This window comes from Clostridioides sp. LIBA-6822, from assembly GCF_056688955.1.
On sequence record NZ_CP196995.1, the window covers coordinates 1194889 to 1215733 of the forward strand.

Below are 20845 nucleotides of genomic sequence, written 5' to 3' on the forward strand. Positions count from 1 at the left end.
TAATAAAGAACTTGTTATATAATGTTATAAAAAAGTTACATAGGGAGGTGAACAAAATGGATGAAAAGAAACAAAAAAAAGAGATGGATTTAGAAGTAAATTCATTTGTTCCTTTATATCAACAACTATATGACAACATTAAAAAACAAATAGCATCTGGTATATATAAGCCAGGAGATAAACTTCCATCCGAAGGTGATTTATGTAAAGAATTTAATATAAGTCGTATAACTGTGAGAAATGCACTTAATGAACTTGTAAAAGAAGATATACTGTGTAAAAAACGTGGTAAAGGAACTTATGTAACAATACCAGAGAGAATAGAAGCAACATGTGCGGGAAATAGTTTTACTAATTCTTGTCATCGTATTAATGCAAAACCAAGCACCAAAATAATCTCTGTTTTAATAAAAAAAGCTGATAAGCAGGTAGCTGAAGCTTTAAGTATTGAGTTAGAAGAGAAGGTAATCTGTATTAAAAGACTTCGATTAATAGATGAAGTACCTGTTATCTTTGAAGTTGATTATTTTAGGATAGATTATATGTTTTTATTAAAAGAAGAATTAGAAGATAAATCTTTAATGGAAGTTATATCTAATAATATAAGTACATTACCTAAGCGTGTAGAAAATATATTTGAAGTAAAACATTCAAACAAAGAATATTCTGACCATCTTAAATGTGCAAGCAATATGCCATTATTGAAAGTAAGACAATCAGTATATACAGAGAATAATGATGTTTTATATTACAATGAACAATTTATAAGAAGTGATAAGTATAAATATGCAGTATCAGCAGAAATATAATCTATATTTAGTAGGAGGACAGATATGAGAAAAATAATATTAGCATCTCATGGAGAATTTTCAAAAGGTCTTTTAGATTCAGTAAAAATGATAGTAGGAGATTTAGCAAATTGTGTTAGTTCATATAGTTTGTATCCTGGACAAAGTGCTTCAGACTTTGCTTTAGAATTAGAAAAAATAATAGTAGAAGATAAAGAATGTGAATACATAATTTTATCTGATTTATATGGTGCAAGTGTATGCACTGCAATGTTGAGATTAACTAACTTACATAATGTTAATTTATTCTCTGGAATGAACTTGAATCTGGTATTAGAACTTCTTACAAGATTTTCTGATAAATTGACAGCTGAAGATGTAGAAGAATTAGTGAAAGAATCTAGAATGGGAATACAAAGTGTGACATTACAAATTAAAGAAGAAGAAGAGGTATTTTAGTTTATGAAAAAAAAGGGAATATTATCAGTATTTAAAAATAAGAAGCCAATTATAGCAATGATACATTTAAAAGGAGATACTCCAGAAGATATCTTTGAAAGAGCTAAAAAAGAAATCGCAATCTTGGAGGAAAATGGTGTAGATGGAATAATGTTAGAAAACTACTATGGCAATTACTATGATTTAGAAAGAATACTTGAGTATGTATCAAACGCTAATTTGTCAATACCATATGGAGTAAACTGCTTAAATGTTGATACTATGGGATTTGAACTGGCAACAAAATATAAGGCAAGTTATATACAAGTTGATTCTGTAGTAGGTCATGTTAAACCTAGAGACGAGGCAACATTAGAAGAATTTTTTAAATTACAACGCTCAAAGTGCCCAGCTTATTTAATTGGAGGAGTGAGATTTAAATACCAACCAGTATTATCAGAAAAGACAGTTGAAGAAGATTTAAAAATAGGTATGACAAGATGTGATGCCATAGCAGTTACAGAGAATGCTACAGGACAAGAAACATCAATGGAAAAGATAGAGTTATTCCGTAAAAACTTAGGGGATTTCCCATTAGTTATAGCTGCTGGAGTTACTTTGGAAAATGCAAAAGAACAGCTTGAATTAGGAGATATGGCAATAATAGGAAGTTACTTTAAAGATAATTATAAAGATTTTGGAGATGTTAGTGTAGAACACGTGAAAACATTCATGGATGAAATAAAAAAAATTAGGGAGGAATTATAATGATTAAATTAGTAAGAGTAGACCACAGACTTATACATGGACAAGTAGCATTTACATGGACAAAATTTCTAAGTACAGATTGTATATTGATAGCAAGTGACGAATTATTAAAGGATGAATTAAGAATGGCAGGACTTAGAATGGCTAAACCATCTAATGTTAAACTTGTAATGAAAAGTATAGAAGATTCTGTAAAAGCACTTAATTCAGGAGTTACTGATAAGTATAATTTATTGATACTTTGTGAATCTGTAGAAGATGTTTATAGACTAGCTAAGGAAGTAAAAGCTATTAAATCTATAAACCTTGGTGGAACAAAATCAGCTGATAATCGTGAAAATATATCTAAAGCAGTACATGTATCAAAAGATGACATAAATATGATTAAAGAATTAGATTCAGAAGGCGTAAATGTATTTGTACAATTGGTTCCTGATGATGATGCTACAAATGTAATGAAATTAATATAATTTTAGGGGGATGAAAATGGAATTTACACAAGTTATTCTAATAACTCTAATTGCATTCTTTGCATATATGCATTGTTTTGTAGGTTCTACAATGCATAATAGACCTATAGTTGTTGCACCACTTGTTGGTTTAGCACTAGGTAATCTACAGACAGGTATAGTAATAGGTTCAACATTAGAGCTAGTATTTATGGGTGCATTTCCAGTTGGAGCAAGTAATCCTCCTGATTTTGTTTCTGGTTCTATTATTGCTACAGCATTTGTAATATTAACTGGGCAAGATGTATCAGCGGCAGTTGTACTTGCAGTTCCTATAGCAACATTAGTATTGCTTATAGACAACTTCTTAATGACAGTAGTACTTACATGGGGAGCTCATATTGCTGACCGTTATGCAGAAGAGGGTAATATTGAAGGCGTAGAGCGTGTGCAATTATTATTTGGTATAGGAAATAAATTAATATTAGCAATAATAGTAGGTATAGGATTCTCATTAGGTGTTCCAGTAATAGAAAAGATACTTTCATTTATACCATCATATGTAACTCATGGAATGGATGTTGCAGCTGGTGTTATACCAGCAATAGGTTTTGCTATGTTAGCTAGAATGATGCTTAATAAGAAGACAGTAGCATTTTTATTATTAGGATTTATATTGGTCGCTTATCTAAATATAACAGTAACAGGTGTTGCATTGTTTGGATTAGCAATAGCTTTAATATATGTTAACTTTGTAGGAGAGAAGGAGGTAGTAGTAGATGACAACGAATTCTAAGAAATTGGAAACAATTTCACCAGACAGTAAAATAACGAGGAAAGACTTTTGGAAATGTTTTAGAAGGTCTTTAACACTAGATTCATCTTGGAACTATGAGCGTATGCAAAATATAGCATATGCATATATGATGGCACCTATAATCCGTAGATTATATAAAGATGATAAGGAAAAAAAATCTAAGGCTTTAAAAAGACATCTTGAATTCATGTCAGTTACTCCTCATATAAGTACTCTTTTGGCGGGTATATCTGGAGCTATGGAAGAAGAAAATGCAAAGAATGAAGAATTTGATGCAAATAGTATAAATGCTGTTAAATCAAGTTTAATGGGACCCATTTCTGGGATAGGAGATTCATTTTTCTGGGGTACATTAAAACTTATAGCAGCTGGAGTTGGTATAGCTTTAGCTTCTCAGGGAAATATAATGGGACCAATTTTATTTCTTTTAATAATAAATATTCCTCATTTTATCATTCGTTATATATGTCTAGATAAAGGATTTAAGTATGGGACTCAATTTTTTAAAGATGTAAGTGGTTCAAGTATAGTTTCAAAAGTTATGGAAGCAGCGTCAATGCTAGGGCTTATGGTAATTGGAGGAATGACTGCCTCTAATGTAATGTTAAAGCTTAGTGTTAATGTAGGTAGTGGAGAGTGGGCAGAGCCTATTCAAACTTACTTAGATCAAATAATGCCATGTATGCTTCCAGCTATGATATTTGGTATTATATATTGGTTATTAGGAAAAAAGGTCAAGACAACTACGATATTAATTTCCGTTATAATTATTTGTATAGTATTAGCTGCTATTGGAATAGTATAATCAAAATTAAGGATATATTTTTTTTAATATTATCCACAAATGAAATTTACAAAGGGGATGTTGCACTAAAAATAAGGCAACTCCCTTTTTATATAAAAAATCCCAAGTTCATTTGAACAAGGGTTTTTTTACTAAATTAACTAAAAAAGAAAATTGTTACATAGTAATTTATGACTATGTATGTGACAGTTATAGTTAGTTTATTCATTAGTTATATAATTTAGGATTAAGTATCTTATATTATAATTATTATATTATGATTTCAAAGTACTCACACAATCTGTTTAGGAATTTATCCTCTAGTGGAGAAAAAGTTTTCTTCTTGGAATAAATAAAGAAAAATTTTCTAGTAAAGTCAACATTTTTTATTTTATAACATTTAATCTTGCCTGCATTTAGATAATCAATAGCTGAGATATAAGATATAAAAGACACACCAAGACCCAATCTAACCATTTCTTTAATAGCTTCATTTGATTCTACATGAGCTATTACATTTAATTTATTTACAGGAAAGTTATTTTTGCTAAGTGTATTTAATATTAAATTTCTAGTACCAGAGCCCTCTTTTCTCATAATAAAATTTAAGTAAGCCAATTCTTCTATATCAATTTTATTATCTTTATTGTCAATTTTAAAATCTGAAGGAGTGATAAGAACAAGCTCATCATCTAATAAGTCTAGGTATTCTATTTGAGGATTGTTGACCTTAGAACCAACTAATCCAAAGCTTATTCGTTCATTTAAAATTTCTGATATAGCATATTGAGAATCATAATGGCTTATGGAAAATTTTACGTCTGGGTAACTCATGGAAAAACTCTTCATAAAATCAGGTAAAATATAGGTTTCAGGTATAGAGCTACATGCAATATCTATGATACCTTCTATTTTTCCTGAATATTCTTTTATATCATATATTGCACGTTTACAGTTGTTTAATATATATATAGCATGTTCATAAAGAATTTCACCAGATTTTGTAAGTGTAATCACTTTGTTGCTTCTATTTATAAGTACAGTTTCTAACTCTCTCTCTAAATTTTGTATATGTGCACTTACAGTAGGTTGAGTTAAAAAAAGTTCTCTTGCAGCTTTTGAAAAACTTTGATGTTTTGCAACAGCAACAAATACTTCAAGTTGTTTAAAATCCATTATTTAATCCTCCTTAAATTATCTAAAACTATTATAACATATTTGATAAATTAATAGTCAAAGGTGATTTTTAAAATAGAAAACCTTAAAATATTCATGGAGTTTTTGATTGTTTAGGAATAATTTGGTATAATGTTATAAGGATATTTACCTTAAAAATATCTTAAATTGAATTTTCAAAATTCAACTTTAAAATGTGTTTTATTACAGAAAAATTACAAATAGCTTCTTAATCTTATTAAATTCAAATAAATATTATATAATTATTTTATAATATAATAAATATAATTATTGAAAAAAGAGATAATCGTACATTGATATATAGATAAATATTATAAAATTTAAGAAAGGAGGATTGATTTATGAAGTTAAAAAAGTCATTAGTTTGTGTAACTATTTTAGGTATTGTACTTGTTGGATGTCATAAAGAAAATACTAAAGAGAAAAATCAAGTAGCAAATAAAGCAACACAACAAAAAACTATGACAAAAGTTCAAAATGATGTTAATGAAATTATGAGTAAAGACTATAATTTTGTTATAAAGAATATGGGAATACCTTATAACACAATTTACTATATAAAACCTAAAGATTTAAAAGAATCAGATACAATGCAAGATATAAATACATCAAGTTATATGACATTAGTTTACCCCAAGTATACTGGAAATAATGAGCTAGATGGAAGTGCTTTATACATTGATATTAATAAAAATAAAGTAGTCAATGTTGAAACAAATTCATTTTCTTCACAGAGCAATATAACTATTGACGCTGATTCTAGTATTATGATTGAAAAAAGTGACCATGAAAAATCGGCTGTATCAATAGAAAAATTTAGAAAAATTGACTTAGGGGAGTATATTGGAGTTGAAGAGGCTAGAATAAATGAAATTGTGGGAGATGTAAATTATGATTTAATAGCATACGATCATGAAGGTAGCAAAGTAGTGAAAAGTTATAGATTAAAAGAAGATAATAAATTGTTAAAAAAAGAAGTGCTTACAATAAGTATTGAGGATAACAAAATAAAATCTATAAAAACTACTGAAAGTGATAAAATTGTAAAAATATTAAAAGGAGCTTTAATAGAATAATGGATTCTAGAGCATACAAGACTGTTTCAAGATAGAAGTAAATTTCTAGCTGGAAACAGTTTTTTTATAAGATTTATAAAATTTAGCACATTGTAGTTGGTAATAATTTTATAAGCTTTATTAAATTTGAACTGCACTTATAGATGACAATTAGTTATAATTAAATATAAGATAAAGTTATTTCTAATTTTTGTAATCTATAGCATATTACATTAAAATGTTTTAAATAAAAAATATATTGGGGAGTATTTAAAATGATAGAATTAGCAGATGCCATAAAAATTATTGAAGAAAATGTTGTACCAATAAGTAGGGTGAAGAGAGTAAATCTTATAGACGCAATAAATAAGGTGGTTGCAGAAGATATATATTCAACAATTGATAGCCCTCCATTTGATAGGTCACCGTACGATGGTTATGCATATAATGCAAATTCTGAAAATAGAAGTTTAAAGGTTATAGGGACTTTATATGCAGGAGAAGTGTTTGATAGTGTATTAAATAAAAATGAAGCAGTGAAGATAATGACTGGTGGTAAAATACCAAGGGGTGCAAACTGTGTAATAAAAAAAGAAGATGTAACTGTTATAGATGATATGATAACTTTAAATGTAAAGTTAAAGGAATACGATAACTATATATTTAAGGGTGAGGATATAAAAAAGGGGCAATTGATAATTAATAAAAATCAGGATATAGGATATGATGGAGTAGGAGTATTAGCAAGTCTTGGAATATCTACAGTAACTGTGTATGATGATTTAAAAGTTGGGATTTTGAATACAGGAACAGAACTACAAGATATAAATGAGGTTTTAGAGGATGGTAAGATATATGATAGTAATAGATATACATTATATTCAAAACTTCTAAAGCTTGGAATACAAGCAGATACAATATGTAATTGCTCTGATGATATATTAGAGTTAGAAAAAATAGTAAAGAATATGTTGCAAAAGGTAGATTTTTTAATTACAACAGGTGGTGTGTCTGTTGGGGACAAAGATTTAATTCCAGATGTATTTAGAAAGATAGGTGCAACGGAGTTATTTTGGAAAATAAACATTAAACCTGGAGGGGCTTGTTATGTAGCTACATTGGGAGAAAAACTATTATTTGGGCTTTCTGGAAATCCACATGCAGCAATTGTGGTATTTGATAATGTGGTAGTTCCTGTTATTGAGTATTTGACATATAAAAAAGGAGAGCATTATATAAAAGCCATATTTAAGGGAGAATTTAATAAACTTTCAAATAAAGATAGATTTGTAAGTGGGAAATTATACACAAGTGAAGGTAAATTATATGTAAAGTTAAATGATAAGAAAGATGCTAAAGCTAGATTGTCAGCAACACTGAGAAGTAATTGTATGATAAGGATAAAAAAGAAAGAAACTATAAAAGAAAATCAGTTAGTAGATGTTGTTATTAGATAGTTTTATGAGAGGAAGTCAATTTTATGTATAATATATTGTCAATTGTCTCCTATTCTGGAGTAGGTAAAACTACATTGATTGAAGGTATAATAAAAGAACTAAATAAAGAAGGGTATAATGTTGGAGTGATTAAACATACATGTCATGATTTTGACATGGATGAAGAAGGTAAAGATACTTATAAACATAGAAAATCTGGTGCTAAAAAGGTATGTATAATATCAGATAAGAGAGTAGCGTATATTGAAGAACTAAAAGAGAAGAATCCATTATATGAAATGATTCAGTTATATAGAGATATGGATTTAATTATTATAGAAGGATATAAAAATTATAGGTTCAAAAGGTTGGAGATAACTAGAAAGAATAAATATAAGGATATTTTATCAAATAAGTCTGATTTAATAGGTATTGTTAGTGATATAGAATACGATTTGAATATTAAACAATTTGATTTAAATGACTATAAAAATATATCAAATTACATAGAGTATTGTATAAAAAATGAGATTTTAAGTATAAATGATACTGAAATAAAAAACATATTAAAAGAATAATTTTAAGATACTCTTTTGATATAAAATGGTATAATTATTTATATAAATAAAGATATGAGAAATTTATCAATCGTATTTTGAATTATAAAATATCAAAGAAATCGTAGGAGGAAAAAATATGAAAAAAATATTAGTAGCATGTGGGGCAGGAATTGCGACATCAACAGTAGTTTGTGATAGGGTAGAAAGATTAATTAAAGAAAACAACATACAAGCAGAAGTTATACAATGTAAAATTGCTGAATGTGCAACAAAACAAGAGGGGGCTGATTTAATAGTGTCTACTACTATATTGCCAACAACTTACGATATACCTGCGATAAAAGCAACAGCATACATAACAGGTATAAATACAGCTGCTTTAGATAAGAAAATATTGGATGCATTGAAGTAGTTTTGTATCTATAAAAAATATTTAGCATTAAATATAGAGTTATATCTTTGTAATAAGTTATTTACAGAGATATGGCTCTTTTATATTGTTTTAAATGTATAATATATGACATAAATATTCAAATTTATGAAAAATATTGATTTATATTGCAAGTTTATAAAAGATTTAAAATTGTTGTTATGTTATACTAATTTATGGGTATTTTTTAGAAGTATCAATGAAGGAGGGGTTTAATACTTATGATAAAACAATTTATAAAATATTATAAGCCGTATAAGAAAATTTTTACACTAGACCTTATAGCAGCTTTTTTATTTTCCTTATGTGATTTAGTTTATCCTATGATAACTAGAAATATAATGGATGACATTGTTCCAAATAAAAATTTAAGAATGTTAGTAGTTTTTGCAGTAGTACTTATTCTTATCTTTATAGCAAAAGCAGGTCTTAACTATTTTATGCAGTATTGGGGGCATGTTATTGGTGTAGATATGCAAGCTGATATGAGAAATGAAGTATTTACACATTTGCAGAGACTTCCAAATACGTATTTTGATAATAACAAATCTGGGGTAACTATGTCTAGAATAGTAAATGACCTAATGGATATAACAGAACTTGCACATCATGGGCCTGAAGATTTATTCATTTCTATAGTAATGTTGGTGGGTTCATTCTTTATACTTATAGATATAAATATTCCTCTTACTTTCATAATATTTGCCATATTACCATTTATAATTTGGTTTGCAATAACTAAAAAAGATAAAATGAATGTTGCTTTTATGAAGAGTAGAGTTACTATAGGTGATGTGAATGCTACCTTAGAAAATAGTATAGCAGGTATGAAAGTAACTAAGTCTTTTTGTACTGAAAAAGAAGAATTAAATAAGTTTGTAAGAAGTAATAAGTTATTTAGAAGAGCAAGACAAGATTCTTATAAAGTAATGGCAGAATACTATTCTGGCATGAACTTATACATGGATATTTTAGAGTGGGTAGTTGTTATAGCTGGTGGTTACTTTACTTATCTTGGAAAAATTACTTTGGGTGATTTTGCTGCCTATATATTATATGTAAAAATGTTTATACAACCTATGAAAAAATTGATAAACTTTACAGAGCAATATCAAAATGGTATGACAGGTTTTAAAAGGTTCATAGAAATAATGGAACAAGACCATCAAAAGGAAGCTAAAAATCCTGTTGAGCTTGAAAATGTAAAAGGTAATATTGAGATAGAAAATATATCTTTTACATACGAAGATAAGACTCAAGTATTAAATAATTTAAGTTTATCTATAAAAGCTGGTAAGACGATAGCATTAGTTGGACCTTCTGGAGGAGGAAAGACTACACTATGTAATCTATTGCCAAGGTTTTATGAATTTGATAAGGGTGATATAAAAATTGATGGAAAGAGTATAAAAGATGTCAGCTTAAAATCATTGAGAAAAAATATAGGTATAGTTCAACAAGATGTGTTTTTATTTACAGGAACGATAAGAGACAATATTCTTTGTGGAAATCCTAATGCTACAGATGAAGAAATGATATCAGCAGCCAAAAAGGCAAGGATACATGATTTTGTAGAGACTTTACCAGACGGATATGACACTTATATAGGTGAAAGAGGAGTAAAATTATCAGGTGGACAAAAACAAAGAATATCAATCTCAAGAATCTTTTTAAAGAATCCTCCAATAATAATATTGGATGAGGCTACATCTGCCTTAGACAATGTAACAGAGAGAGAAATTCAAGAATCCTTAGAAGAACTAAGCAAAGATAGAACAAATTTAGTTGTTGCACATAGATTAACTACTATAAAAAATGCTGATGAAATCATAGTATTGACAGATAAAGGAATTGAAGAAAGAGGTACTCATGAAGAGTTAGTAAACAAAAATGGAGTATATAGTAGATTACACAATAACTAGTATGTAAATTTTATACAATAACTAACATATACACTAAATTTATAAACATAGAATATATTAAGATTCATAAATCAAATTCATTTTAATTAATGAGATGTTTTATGAAAAAATGTATTCTATGTTTTATTTTTTGCAAATTACAATTAATTCTATTTATAAGAATAGTGATAAATAGCCAATAATTAGGATAACGTTTTTTTAAAAAGAATAATTTAGAAAGCTAACTTTAATTTATAGAATTTATGGAATTTTATGAAAAAATTCGAATTTTGTCTTGAAATGTTTTTCAAAAGTAGTAAAATAATGGATAACTATACATACATTGTATACAAATATATTTATTATGAGGGGGGATTTTGTATGGAGGCAATAACAGCTTTTTGTCTAGTTTTAGTATCACTGACGATAGGTGATGTAGTTTCAGCGAAAACTAAAGCTTTTGTTCCATCAGTTTTTGTATCAGCAATTATATTTATAGTAGGATTTTGGACTTTTTTCCCAGAAAATATTGTAGACTTAGCCGCTTTAGGAACACCATTAGCCCAATTGGGAATGCTTTTATTAATAACACATATGGGAACTATGATGAGTATTAAAGAATTGGCAGGGCAATGGAAAACAATCGTAATAGCTTTGGCAGGAATAGTAGGTATATGTGTAGGGGCTTTAGCATTAGGTACAGTAGTATTTGGATGGGATACAGCAGTAATAGCTACACCTCCTCTTACTGGGGGACTAGTTGCATCTATAATGATGGCAGATGCTGCTACAGCAAAAGGTCTTGCAAGTTTGGCAGTACTTGCAATTTTGATGTATGTTGCACAAGGATTTGCAGGTTATCCTATTACAGCACTAATGCTTAAAAAAGAAGGAAAAAGACTTTTATCAGATTTTAGAAGTGGAAAAGTAACTACAAGTAAAGTTGAAGAAAAAACTGAGAATTTACCTGAACAAAAAAGTAGATTTAAGATAATTCCAGATTTACCTGAAAAGTATGATACAACATATATGATAATACTTAGATTAGGATTGGTAGCATGGTTAGCAGTACAATTTACAAATCTTACACATGAAGTTGTATCTAGATATGTTATATGTTTGATATTTGGTGTAATAGCATCAGAACTTGGAATAGTTGATAGAAAACCTCTTAACAAATCTGGTTCATTTGGATGGTTAATGACATCATTGATGGCTTTTATATTTGCAGGATTAGCAAAAGCTACACCAGCAATGCTTGCTGAAATGGCAGTTCCTCTTGTAGGAATCATAATATTTGGTGTAATAGGAATGGGAATATTCTCTATTATAGTAGGTAAGCTTTTAGGTGAAAGTAAAGAAATGTCTTTTTCAGTTTCTCTTACAGCACTTTATGGTTTTCCACCAAACTATATATTAACTGAAGAAGCAGTAAAAGCTTTAGCTGAAACACCAGAAGAAAAAGAGTTTTTAATGGATAAGATGCTTCCAAAGATGCTTGTTGGAGGTTTCACTACAGTTACAATAGCTTCTGTAGTAATAGCAGGTATATTTGTAAATCTAATCTAATATTTAAATGATAACAATAAAAAATATTTTAAATAAGAAGAATATGTACTACTTGGAGGTCTGGAATGGATATTAAAGAAATAACAAAGAATTATAAAGATTATGTGATTAAACTTAGAAGGGAATTTCATGAAAATCCTGAGAAGAGTATGGAAGAAGTTAGAACATCAAAAAGAGTTAAAGAAGAGCTTGATAAAATTGGAGTACCATATGTATCAGCTGGAGGTACAGGTGTAATTGCAACTATAAAAGGAACTAATCCAGGAAAGACTGTAGCACTTAGAGGTGATATGGATGCACTACAAGTTGTTGAATGTACAGATGTAGAATACAAATCAAAAAATGAAGGACTTATGCATGCTTGTGGTCATGATGGTCATACATCAATGCTTTTAGGAGCAGCAAAAGTACTAAATGATATTAAAGATAGTATTAATGGAACTGTAAAATTATTTTTTCAGCCAGGAGAAGAAGTTGGTAAAGGTGCAAGAGCTATGATTAAAGATGGTGCTATGGAAGGTGTAGATAGTGTATTTGGAATACATCTTTGGACAGATGTAGAATCTGGAACTATATCAGTAGAAGAGGGACCAAGAATGGCTTCTGCCGATTTCTTTAAAATCACTGTAAAGGGCAAAGGTGGGCATGGCTCACTTCCTCATCAGGGTGTTGATACAGTGCTTGCAAGTTCAGCAATAGTTATGAATTTACAATCTATGGTTAGTAGAGAAGTAAGTCCTTTAGAGCCATTAGTTGTAAGTGTTGGAGTTTTAAATTCAGGAACTAGATTTAATGTAATAGCAAGTGAAGCTATATTAGAAGGTACAATAAGACTATTTAATCCAAAACTTAGAGAACAAATTCCTTCAATTTTAGAACGTATAGCAAAATCTACAGCAGGAGCATATAGAGCAGAAGCTGAATTAGAATATGGATATTTAACACCAGCAGTTATAAATGACAAAGAATGCTCAAAGATAGCAACAGATGCAGCAATTAAGTTATTTGGAGAAGAATGTATAACAATGTTTGAAAAAGTAACAGGAGCAGAAGATTTGGCTGAATTTATGAATATTGCACCTGGTGCACTAGCGTTTGTAGGAGCTAGAAACGAATCAAAAGGTGCTTGTTACCCTCATCATCATGGATGTTTTAATATAGACGAGGATGCCTTAGAAATTGGGACTGCTTTATATGTTCAATATGCAGTAGATTTCTTAAATAAATAAATTTAATATACTATAAAGAAAAAGCAGAGACTAAGTTTATATCTCTGCTTTTTTAATGCATATAATTCTTATAAGATTGACTATATAAAAGATATATGATAACATAAAAGAAAATGATAATCAATATCAATTAAAAAGAGGGTGATTTATTTGAATAATGTAGTGTTTGCATTTTTGATAACATTATTGGCAGGTTTGTCTACAGGTATAGGAAGTTGCATAGCATTTTTTGCTAAAAAAACTAATACTAAGTTTCTTTCTATAAGTTTAGGATTTTCTGCTGGTGTTATGATTTATGTGTCTATGATAGAAATTTTTCCTAAAGCACAAGATGCTTTGACAAAGTCTATGGGTGAAAAAATGGGAAGCTGGTCAACTGTAATAGCTTTTTTTGTAGGGATGGCTATTATTGCAATTATTGATAAGTTAATTCCTCAAGAAGAAAATCCACATGAGATAAAGAAAATGGAAAATATAGAAGAACAAAATATCAATAGAAATAAATCTCTTTTGAGAACAGGAGTATTTACAGCAATGGCTATAGCAATTCATAATTTTCCAGAAGGTTTAGCTACATTTATATCGGCTCTTGATGATGTTACAATAGCTATACCGATAGCTATTGCGATTGCTATACACAATATACCTGAGGGTATATCTGTATCTGTACCAGTTTATTATGCTACAGGAGATAAGAAGAAAGCTTTTTATTATTCTTTTTTATCGGGAATGTCTGAACCATTAGGAGCAATTATTGGATATGTGCTTCTTAGAAATTTCTTAAATGATATAACTCTTGGAATTGTATTTGCAATTGTAGGAGGAATCATGGTATTTATATCACTTGATGAGCTATTGCCATCAGCTAGAGAGTATGGTGAGCATCATTTATCTATTTATGGGTTGATTGCAGGTATGGGTGTTATGGCTATTAGCTTATTGTTATTTAAATAAGCCTTTAGATATCTGATTGTAACTTAAAATTAATATCAAAATGATATAATTATTTAAATAGACTTTTAAGATATTTAAAAATATCATTTTGGAGAGTGAGTATTATGAAAAAGAAAATAAAGTTTAAATTTGACTGGTATAGCTCACCTGATAAGATAGAAAAATGGCTAGAAGATATGGAAGCGAATGGATATAATCTGTATAAGATAAATAAATTTGGAGGAATATTTTATTTTCACAAAGGAAGCCCAAGAAAAATAAAATACGCTATTGATTACTACTATGATGCAGAGAATAATTATTTTGATGAACATAAATCAAAAGGTTGGAATCTTATATTTAGGAGTATTGGCAGTTTTATGGGGACATCTTCATGGTATGTATGGTCTAAAGAGTATAAAGATTTGCCTCCTAAACTATATAGTGATTTTGATAAACAAAATAAAGTAAAATCAATTTTGTTTATGAATATATTTATATTCTTTTTGTTAGTGGTAATCTTTATATATTTATTATCTGTTGAAGTAAGTAATCTATCTAGTGGTTATGGAGTATCTATAACTGCTATTGTACTACAGATTATGTTATTAGTTTTATATATGGTACAGTTATATAAGAGACTAATGTATTATTTAAGGCTCAAAAAGTTTAAATAAATAGAAGAGGGTACCTTGAAATGATTTTAAAAATATTTTAAGGTACCCTCTTTTATACATAAATACTATCTTTTAATAAAGATAATTTTCATTGTGAAAATGATATATCAAAATAACAGTTGTATAAAATTGAGTATTGATAGAAATAATTTAAAAATGTTATTCTAAAGTATCAGATATAAAAAATTATGCCTGAATGAATTAATTCAAATATTTTAACTGTAGTAATTGGAAATCGTGCAAGGAGGAATTTTATGATTAATATAGCAGTTTGTGAAGATGAAAAAGAAACTCAACTTTTAATAGTAGATTATATTGAGAATATATTAAAAAATATAAGTATAGAATATGAAATACAAAAGTATTTATCTGGCGAAGAGTTACTTAAAAGCAACTTGAAAGACATAGATATATTATTTCTTGATATAAGGATGGAAAAACTAAATGGAATGGACACTGCAAGGAAGATTAGAGAAGTAGATAATGAAATGGAAATAATATTTATAACGTCTCTGATAGACTATGTACAAGAGGGGTATGAGGTAAGAGCTTATAGATACTTGTTAAAGCCAATAGAGTTAGAAGAATTAAAAAAGCATGTGCTGACTTGTATCAAGGATATTGAAATAAATAGGGATAGTTATATTACAATAAAAAATAAGTCCAATACATACAAGATATATCTAAATGAAATTAAGTATATAGAAGTTCAAAAAAAGGATATGCTAATACACACAATAAATAAGAACTTTGATATAAGATATAGCTTAAGTAAAATAGAAAAAGAATTAAATCTATATAAATTTATAAGATGTCATAAAAGCTTTATAGTCAATTTAAGTTATGTTGAAAATATAAAGCATAATATTGCAATACTGGAAAGTGGGGAGGAAGTTCCTATTAGTAGATATAGATATAAAGAGGTTAAGGAGAAGTTTTTGAAATTTCTTGGTGATACAATATGCTAAATTTTATGACTGAGATGTTATTAATTTTATCTGTATTTACAAAATTTGTTATAATGAAAGATGTATTAACTTACAAACAAGATAATAAAAAAAATGAAAAAATAGCATTTTGTATCTTGTTGTTTCTTATTTATATTTTGGTTCAAATAACTAGATTATTTAATGAAGGTAAGTATTATAATAATATAAATTACTTATTTCCTATTGTAATATTTATCGTTTGGGCAGGTTACTATAATTATTTTTACAAGATGAATTATATTAAGTATTCTATTTTATTTTTTATATTTAGTGTATATTATGAGTGTCTAAATGATGTCATATATAGAATACTATTTTTTGTAATTACAGGGAATGTTATATCATCTAAAGAATATCTATTGGCATCTCATCTAGATTATATAAAAATTCATATATATAGAAATTTAATAATTATACTTATATACATGATATTTAGTTTTTTTAGGAAGCATATAAAATTGATTAGTCAGGATAAGAGAAATTATATATACTTATTATTTGCTTTATTAGTTAATACAATGAATGTATTTGTAAATTATATATTAAAGAAATTAGAACGGTTTGGGTCATTATATTCAGAAGGATACTATTTTTACAATTTTGTAAATCCGAAGTTAGTAGGAGCTAGTAGCATACTTATTATTCTGGTATTCAAGGAAATAATAAAAGAAAATAGATTAAAATCCCAAAATGAATTAATAAAAAATAAGTTAGATATGCAATATGCACATTATTTAGCTATTCAACAATCTCATATGAAAGTTAAGAAACTTTACCATGATATAAATAATCATATTTATTGTATAGATAATCTTAAAAATAATAGTAAAGAAATGGATGAATATGTGCATAATTTAAAAGATGAAATTAAATCATTTAAATATATTTATAATACAGGAAATATGATATTAGATATTATAATCAATGAAAAGAGTGAAATATGTGAAAAAAAGGGAATTAAATTTACTTGCTGTATAAATTTTTCAAATGTAAATTTTGTGAAACCTATAGATGTGTCAAGTATATTTTCTAATGCTTTAGAGAATGCAATAGAAGCATGTGATAAAATTATAGATGAGAATGTTGATAAATATATTAGGATTAAAGGAACTATAACGAAGTCATTTTTTGTATTTAAGTGTGAAAATAGTAAGGTGAATTCTATTAATTCCAATAAAAGTATATTATTTACAGACAAAGTGGATAAATTTATTCATGGAATAGGGATTCAGAGCATGAAATCCTCTTTACAAAAATATAATGGAGAATTATTATTTGAAAATAATAAGGATAAATTTATACTAAATATATATATACCATTGAATCAAGATACTGACAGTTGGGTCGATTAGATTACTAGTTGGTCCATATATATTGATACAAAAAAATAAGGATGTTATCTTTGTGATAGAAAAAGATAACATCCTTATTTGTGTATTAAGGAATGTATAACTTTACTAGTATAAGTTATAAGCATTGGATAGAAAGGTGGTATGTATTGAACAATGAAAGCTAAAAGAATATTGCAGTTAAATAAGTAATACTTTAAATATGTAAATAGAGTGGAGGTAAGTATAAATGAAGATAAAAATGTATAGAGTGGCTATAGTGGTAGCTTTAAATATCAGTTTAGGACTGATGGTAGGATGTATGCCTACTGTGTCTGACAATAATTCAAATGGCTCAGAGCAAATTAGTGAGGATTCATTAAAAAAACAAATTGAAGATAAAAAAGATGAATCTATTGAATTATTTGATAATTACTCAAAAAAGATGAATGATGTAAAAGGTAGAGAAGAAGTAAAAAAAGATTTATCCCAAAGATTTTCGAAAGCTATAACAAATAGTGGTTATAGTATTACTAATTCAAAAACAGATGGTAGTTTTGTGGTATCTATAAATGGAACAGAGAAAGTACCTGAAAAAAATATCCGAAGTTTATTCTATTCTATGTCTGAAGACGACAAAGAAGGAAAGGTAATAATCGATATTCTCTGTGCTAAAGAATATCCAGAGGAAGATAAGTTGTCTGAGAGTGATAAATATATTAAATTTCTATACAATCTATTTAAGTCATTGACGAATACAGAATTAACAGAGAAAGAATTTTTTTCTATTGTAGAAAAAAACTTTAATGATGGAACAGGTACTGTAGAACTTCCTTATATGAAGGATATACATATTGAAGTTAACAAAGTTAAAGAGTCTACTAAAGTCTTAAAACTTAGCCTATTATATAAAGTTGATATTTCAAATCATTAGCATATTAGTATAATATAAAAACTTATAACAAGATAGAAATACATTATAAATAAAATATCCCCCTTCTTACATAAATAAATTATTTATGCTTCCATTTTATGTAAAAGGACAGTATAATATAATTAAAGTATGTTATAACATACAAAAGCTAATAGATATTTATCTAAAGGGGGATTTTAAATGAGTCAAACTAATAGAATAGAAGCATTTAGACAAGAATACATTAATTCTAAGCCTATGATATGTTGTGAAAGGGCTAGAATTTTTACAGAATCACATAAAAAAACTGAGGGAGAGGCTATATGTATAAGAAGAGCTAAGGCTTTTTTAGAGACATGTAAGGGACTTCCTATAAAAATATTTGAAGATGAATTAATTGTGGGAACAGCAGGTAAGTTTAGAAGAACAGGTATATTGACACCAGAATTTTCTTGGCAATGGGTAGATAAAGAAATGGATACTTTTGATGAAAGAACTCAAGACCCATATGTAATATCAAAAGAGCAAATAGAATTTATAAGAAGAGAGATATTTCCATATTGGAAGGGAAAATCTTTGGAAGAAGTTTTTTTAGCAAGAATTCCAGAAGATACAGCTAAGATATTGGTAGATACAGGAATAATAGACAATGATTCTAAGTGGAGACAGGCAGTTGGTGAAGTAACACCAGACTATCAAGATATACTATTTGTAAAAGGATATAAAGGAATCAAAGAGGATGCAGACAAAAAAATAGCAGAACTAGATATATCAATTTCAGAAAATATTGAAAAAATAGATTTTTACAAATCTGTTTCTATAGTTGCAGAGGCTATTATGATATTAGCAAATAGATATTCAAATCTTGCAAAAGAAATGAGTGAATCTGAAACAGATGAAAAGAGAAAAGCAGAACTTATAAAAATAGCAGAAATATGTATGAATGTACCAGCAAATCCTCCAACTAGTTTTTATGAAGCAATACAATTTGTATGGTTTGTACAATTGGGAGGTGTTTTATCAGAAAATCCTCTAGCATTAAATTTAGGTAGATTTGACCAATATATGTACCCTTATTATGAAAATGATGCTAAAGAAGGCAAAATAACTGCATCAGAAGCCCAAGAATTGATAGAAGCTCTTTGGATTAAGTTGTCAGAATGGGTATGGACTATATCAGCAAATACAGCAAATTACTTTGCAGGATATAATCAATTCCAAAATCTTACTGTTGGTGGTAAAAAGAGAAATGGTACTGACGGAACAAATGACATTTCATATATGTGTTTAAAGGCTACAGAAAGTGTAAAAACTCATCAGCCAGGTTTAAGTGTTAGAATAAGTCAAGGAGCACCAGATGATTTCGTTATGGCAGTTGCAAAACTAGTAAAACAAGGTACTGGTTTCCCTGCTATACACAGTGATAGTGCAGGGGCACAAATGTTATTACAAGATGGATATGATGCAGAAGATGCAAGAGACTGGAGTAATTGTGGCTGTGTAGTTCCTCATTTCAGAAAAACAGGGCAATGGACTTCGGCAGTAAATATAAATTTTGCAGCAGCTTTAGAATATGCTATGAATGAAGGTAAAAGTAGGTTAACTGGAGAAGTAATGGGATTAGATATAAAGAATATCGCAGAATTTACTTCTTTTGAAGAAGTTAAAGATGAGTTTTTAAAACAATTAGCATACCTTATCAAAAATTCTGTTATAGGAACTACTGTTGCCCAACAAATTCATAAAGAAATGGTACCGAGACCATTTTTATCTACTTGTGTAGATGGATGTTTAGATAAAGGTGTTGATTTAAGCAAAGGAGGAGCAAAATATAATATAGGGCCTGTATTAACTGGTATAGGGCTAGGAGTGGTTTCAAATTCATTAGCAGCTATAAAAAAATTAGTGTTTGAAGATAAAGTTACGACATTAGAAGAGTTAACAAAAGCACTAAACAATGACTGGGAAGGTTATGAAGATTTAAGAAAACTTGCATTAGATGTTCCTAAGTATGGAAATGACAATGATTATGTAGATTCATTAGCAATTGAAGTTTCTGATTTTTATTATACTGAAACTAGAAAATATAAGGATATATTTGGCTCAAAATTTAATAGTGCATTTATGGGAATATCAAATTATGTACCAACTGGAAAAATTGTAGGTGCAACTCCATGTGGAAGAAAAGCAACAAAACCTTTGACAGAAGGCGTTTCTCCATTCGTTGGAACTGATACAACAAGTCCACTAGCAGCTATGAAATCTGCATCAAAGATAAATCATGATGTTCATACTGGTGGAACACTTTTAAACTTAAGACTGAATCAAGATTTGGTAGAAACAGAAAGAGGACTTAGAAATCTAACATCTATGGTTAAATCATACTTTGCTCTAGGAGGATTCCATGTACAGTTTAATACAATATCAAATGATATTCTATTGAAGGCTCAAGAAAATCCAGAAGAATATAAAGATTTACTAGTGAGAGTTGCTGGATATAGTACTCAATTTGTTAATTTATCAAGAGAAATGCAAGATGCTATAATAGCTAGAAATTCACATAGTAATTTTTAATTAAGAGGTA

20 protein-coding genes are annotated in these 20845 nt (G+C 28.3%); 19 read left to right on the forward strand and 1 reads right to left on the reverse strand.

Annotation, left to right across the window (positions count from 1 at the left end):
• Positions 1–56 precede the first annotated feature (56 nt).
• Genes ACTG48_RS05765 through ACTG48_RS05790 form a run of 6 tightly spaced genes read left to right on the forward strand, consistent with a single transcriptional unit; the run spans position 57 to position 4065 of the window.
• Positions 57–809, forward strand: a complete 753-nt coding sequence (locus ACTG48_RS05765) for a GntR family transcriptional regulator (protein WP_021383805.1) — start codon at positions 57–59, stop codon at positions 807–809.
• Positions 810–833: 24 nt separating this feature from the next.
• On the forward strand, positions 834–1247 hold the full coding sequence (locus ACTG48_RS05770) for a PTS sugar transporter subunit IIA (protein WP_021383875.1): 414 nt from the start codon (positions 834–836) through the stop codon (positions 1245–1247).
• Between the two features lie 3 nt (positions 1248–1250).
• Complete coding sequence (locus ACTG48_RS05775) at positions 1251–1994, forward strand: BtpA/SgcQ family protein (RefSeq protein ID WP_021383907.1); 744 nt, start codon at positions 1251–1253, stop codon at positions 1992–1994.
• Complete coding sequence (locus tag ACTG48_RS05780) at positions 1994–2464, forward strand: PTS sugar transporter subunit IIB (RefSeq protein ID WP_021383881.1); 471 nt, start codon at positions 1994–1996, stop codon at positions 2462–2464. The genes ACTG48_RS05775 and ACTG48_RS05780 overlap by 1 nt, the downstream gene beginning before the upstream one ends.
• 16 nt (positions 2465–2480) lie before the next feature.
• Positions 2481–3239 (forward strand): PTS mannose/fructose/sorbose/N-acetylgalactosamine transporter subunit IIC, encoded by a 759-nt coding sequence (locus ACTG48_RS05785; RefSeq protein WP_021383858.1) that lies wholly within the window; start codon positions 2481–2483, stop codon positions 3237–3239.
• The gene (locus tag ACTG48_RS05790) at positions 3223–4065 is read left to right on the forward strand and encodes a PTS system mannose/fructose/sorbose family transporter subunit IID (RefSeq protein ID WP_021383812.1); all 843 of its coding nucleotides are present in this window, start codon (positions 3223–3225) and stop codon (positions 4063–4065) included. The genes ACTG48_RS05785 and ACTG48_RS05790 overlap by 17 nt, the downstream gene beginning before the upstream one ends.
• A 249-nt stretch (positions 4066–4314) precedes the next feature.
• Here the strand turns inward: ACTG48_RS05790 and ACTG48_RS05795 are convergent, their stop codons facing one another.
• Entirely contained in the window at positions 4315–5220 is a 906-nt protein-coding gene (locus ACTG48_RS05795) for a selenium metabolism-associated LysR family transcriptional regulator (RefSeq protein WP_021383850.1), read from the reverse strand.
• Positions 5221–5582: 362 nt separating this feature from the next.
• Here ACTG48_RS05795 and ACTG48_RS05800 point away from each other — a divergent pair, with 362 nt between their 5' ends.
• The 13 genes from ACTG48_RS05800 (at position 5583) to ACTG48_RS05860 (ending at position 20835) form a co-directional block, all read left to right on the forward strand.
• Complete coding sequence (locus tag ACTG48_RS05800; RefSeq protein ID WP_021383823.1) at positions 5583–6317, forward strand: hypothetical protein; 735 nt, start codon at positions 5583–5585, stop codon at positions 6315–6317.
• A gap of 254 nt (positions 6318–6571) precedes the next feature.
• On the forward strand, positions 6572–7753 hold the full coding sequence (locus ACTG48_RS05805; protein ID WP_479918358.1) for a molybdopterin molybdotransferase MoeA: 1182 nt from the start codon (positions 6572–6574) through the stop codon (positions 7751–7753).
• Positions 7754–7776: 23 nt separating this feature from the next.
• Positions 7777–8310, forward strand: coding sequence for a molybdopterin-guanine dinucleotide biosynthesis protein B (mobB, locus tag ACTG48_RS05810; protein WP_021383818.1), 534 nt, complete (start codon positions 7777–7779; stop codon positions 8308–8310).
• Positions 8311–8428: 118 nt separating this feature from the next.
• Positions 8429–8704 (forward strand): PTS sugar transporter subunit IIB, encoded by a 276-nt coding sequence (locus ACTG48_RS05815; RefSeq protein ID WP_021383888.1) that lies wholly within the window; start codon positions 8429–8431, stop codon positions 8702–8704.
• A 239-nt stretch (positions 8705–8943) separates the two neighbouring features.
• On the forward strand, positions 8944–10644 hold the full coding sequence (locus tag ACTG48_RS05820) for an ABC transporter ATP-binding protein (RefSeq protein WP_479918359.1): 1701 nt from the start codon (positions 8944–8946) through the stop codon (positions 10642–10644).
• A 360-nt stretch (positions 10645–11004) separates the two neighbouring features.
• Complete coding sequence (locus tag ACTG48_RS05825; RefSeq protein ID WP_021383912.1) at positions 11005–12192, forward strand: membrane protein; 1188 nt, start codon at positions 11005–11007, stop codon at positions 12190–12192.
• Between the two features lie 65 nt (positions 12193–12257).
• Complete coding sequence (locus ACTG48_RS05830; RefSeq protein ID WP_479918360.1) at positions 12258–13421, forward strand: M20 family metallopeptidase; 1164 nt, start codon at positions 12258–12260, stop codon at positions 13419–13421.
• Positions 13422–13571: 150 nt separating this feature from the next.
• A complete protein-coding gene (gene zupT / locus ACTG48_RS05835; RefSeq protein WP_021383901.1) occupies positions 13572–14375 on the forward strand; it encodes a zinc transporter ZupT in 804 nt (267 codons plus the stop codon).
• A gap of 104 nt (positions 14376–14479) precedes the next feature.
• A complete protein-coding gene (locus ACTG48_RS05840) occupies positions 14480–15031 on the forward strand; it encodes a DUF2812 domain-containing protein (protein WP_479918361.1) in 552 nt (183 codons plus the stop codon).
• A 254-nt stretch (positions 15032–15285) separates the two neighbouring features.
• A complete protein-coding gene (locus tag ACTG48_RS05845; protein WP_479918362.1) occupies positions 15286–15999 on the forward strand; it encodes a LytR/AlgR family response regulator transcription factor in 714 nt (237 codons plus the stop codon).
• Positions 15993–17372, forward strand: coding sequence for a sensor histidine kinase (locus tag ACTG48_RS05850; RefSeq protein ID WP_021383892.1), 1380 nt, complete (start codon positions 15993–15995; stop codon positions 17370–17372). The genes ACTG48_RS05845 and ACTG48_RS05850 overlap by 7 nt, the downstream gene beginning before the upstream one ends.
• Before the next feature lie 226 nt (positions 17373–17598).
• On the forward strand, positions 17599–18282 hold the full coding sequence (locus tag ACTG48_RS05855; protein WP_479918363.1) for a hypothetical protein: 684 nt from the start codon (positions 17599–17601) through the stop codon (positions 18280–18282).
• A 180-nt stretch (positions 18283–18462) separates the two neighbouring features.
• Positions 18463–20835, forward strand: a complete 2373-nt coding sequence (locus ACTG48_RS05860) for a glycyl radical protein (RefSeq protein WP_021383903.1) — start codon at positions 18463–18465, stop codon at positions 20833–20835.
• Positions 20836–20845: the final 10 nt, after the last annotated feature.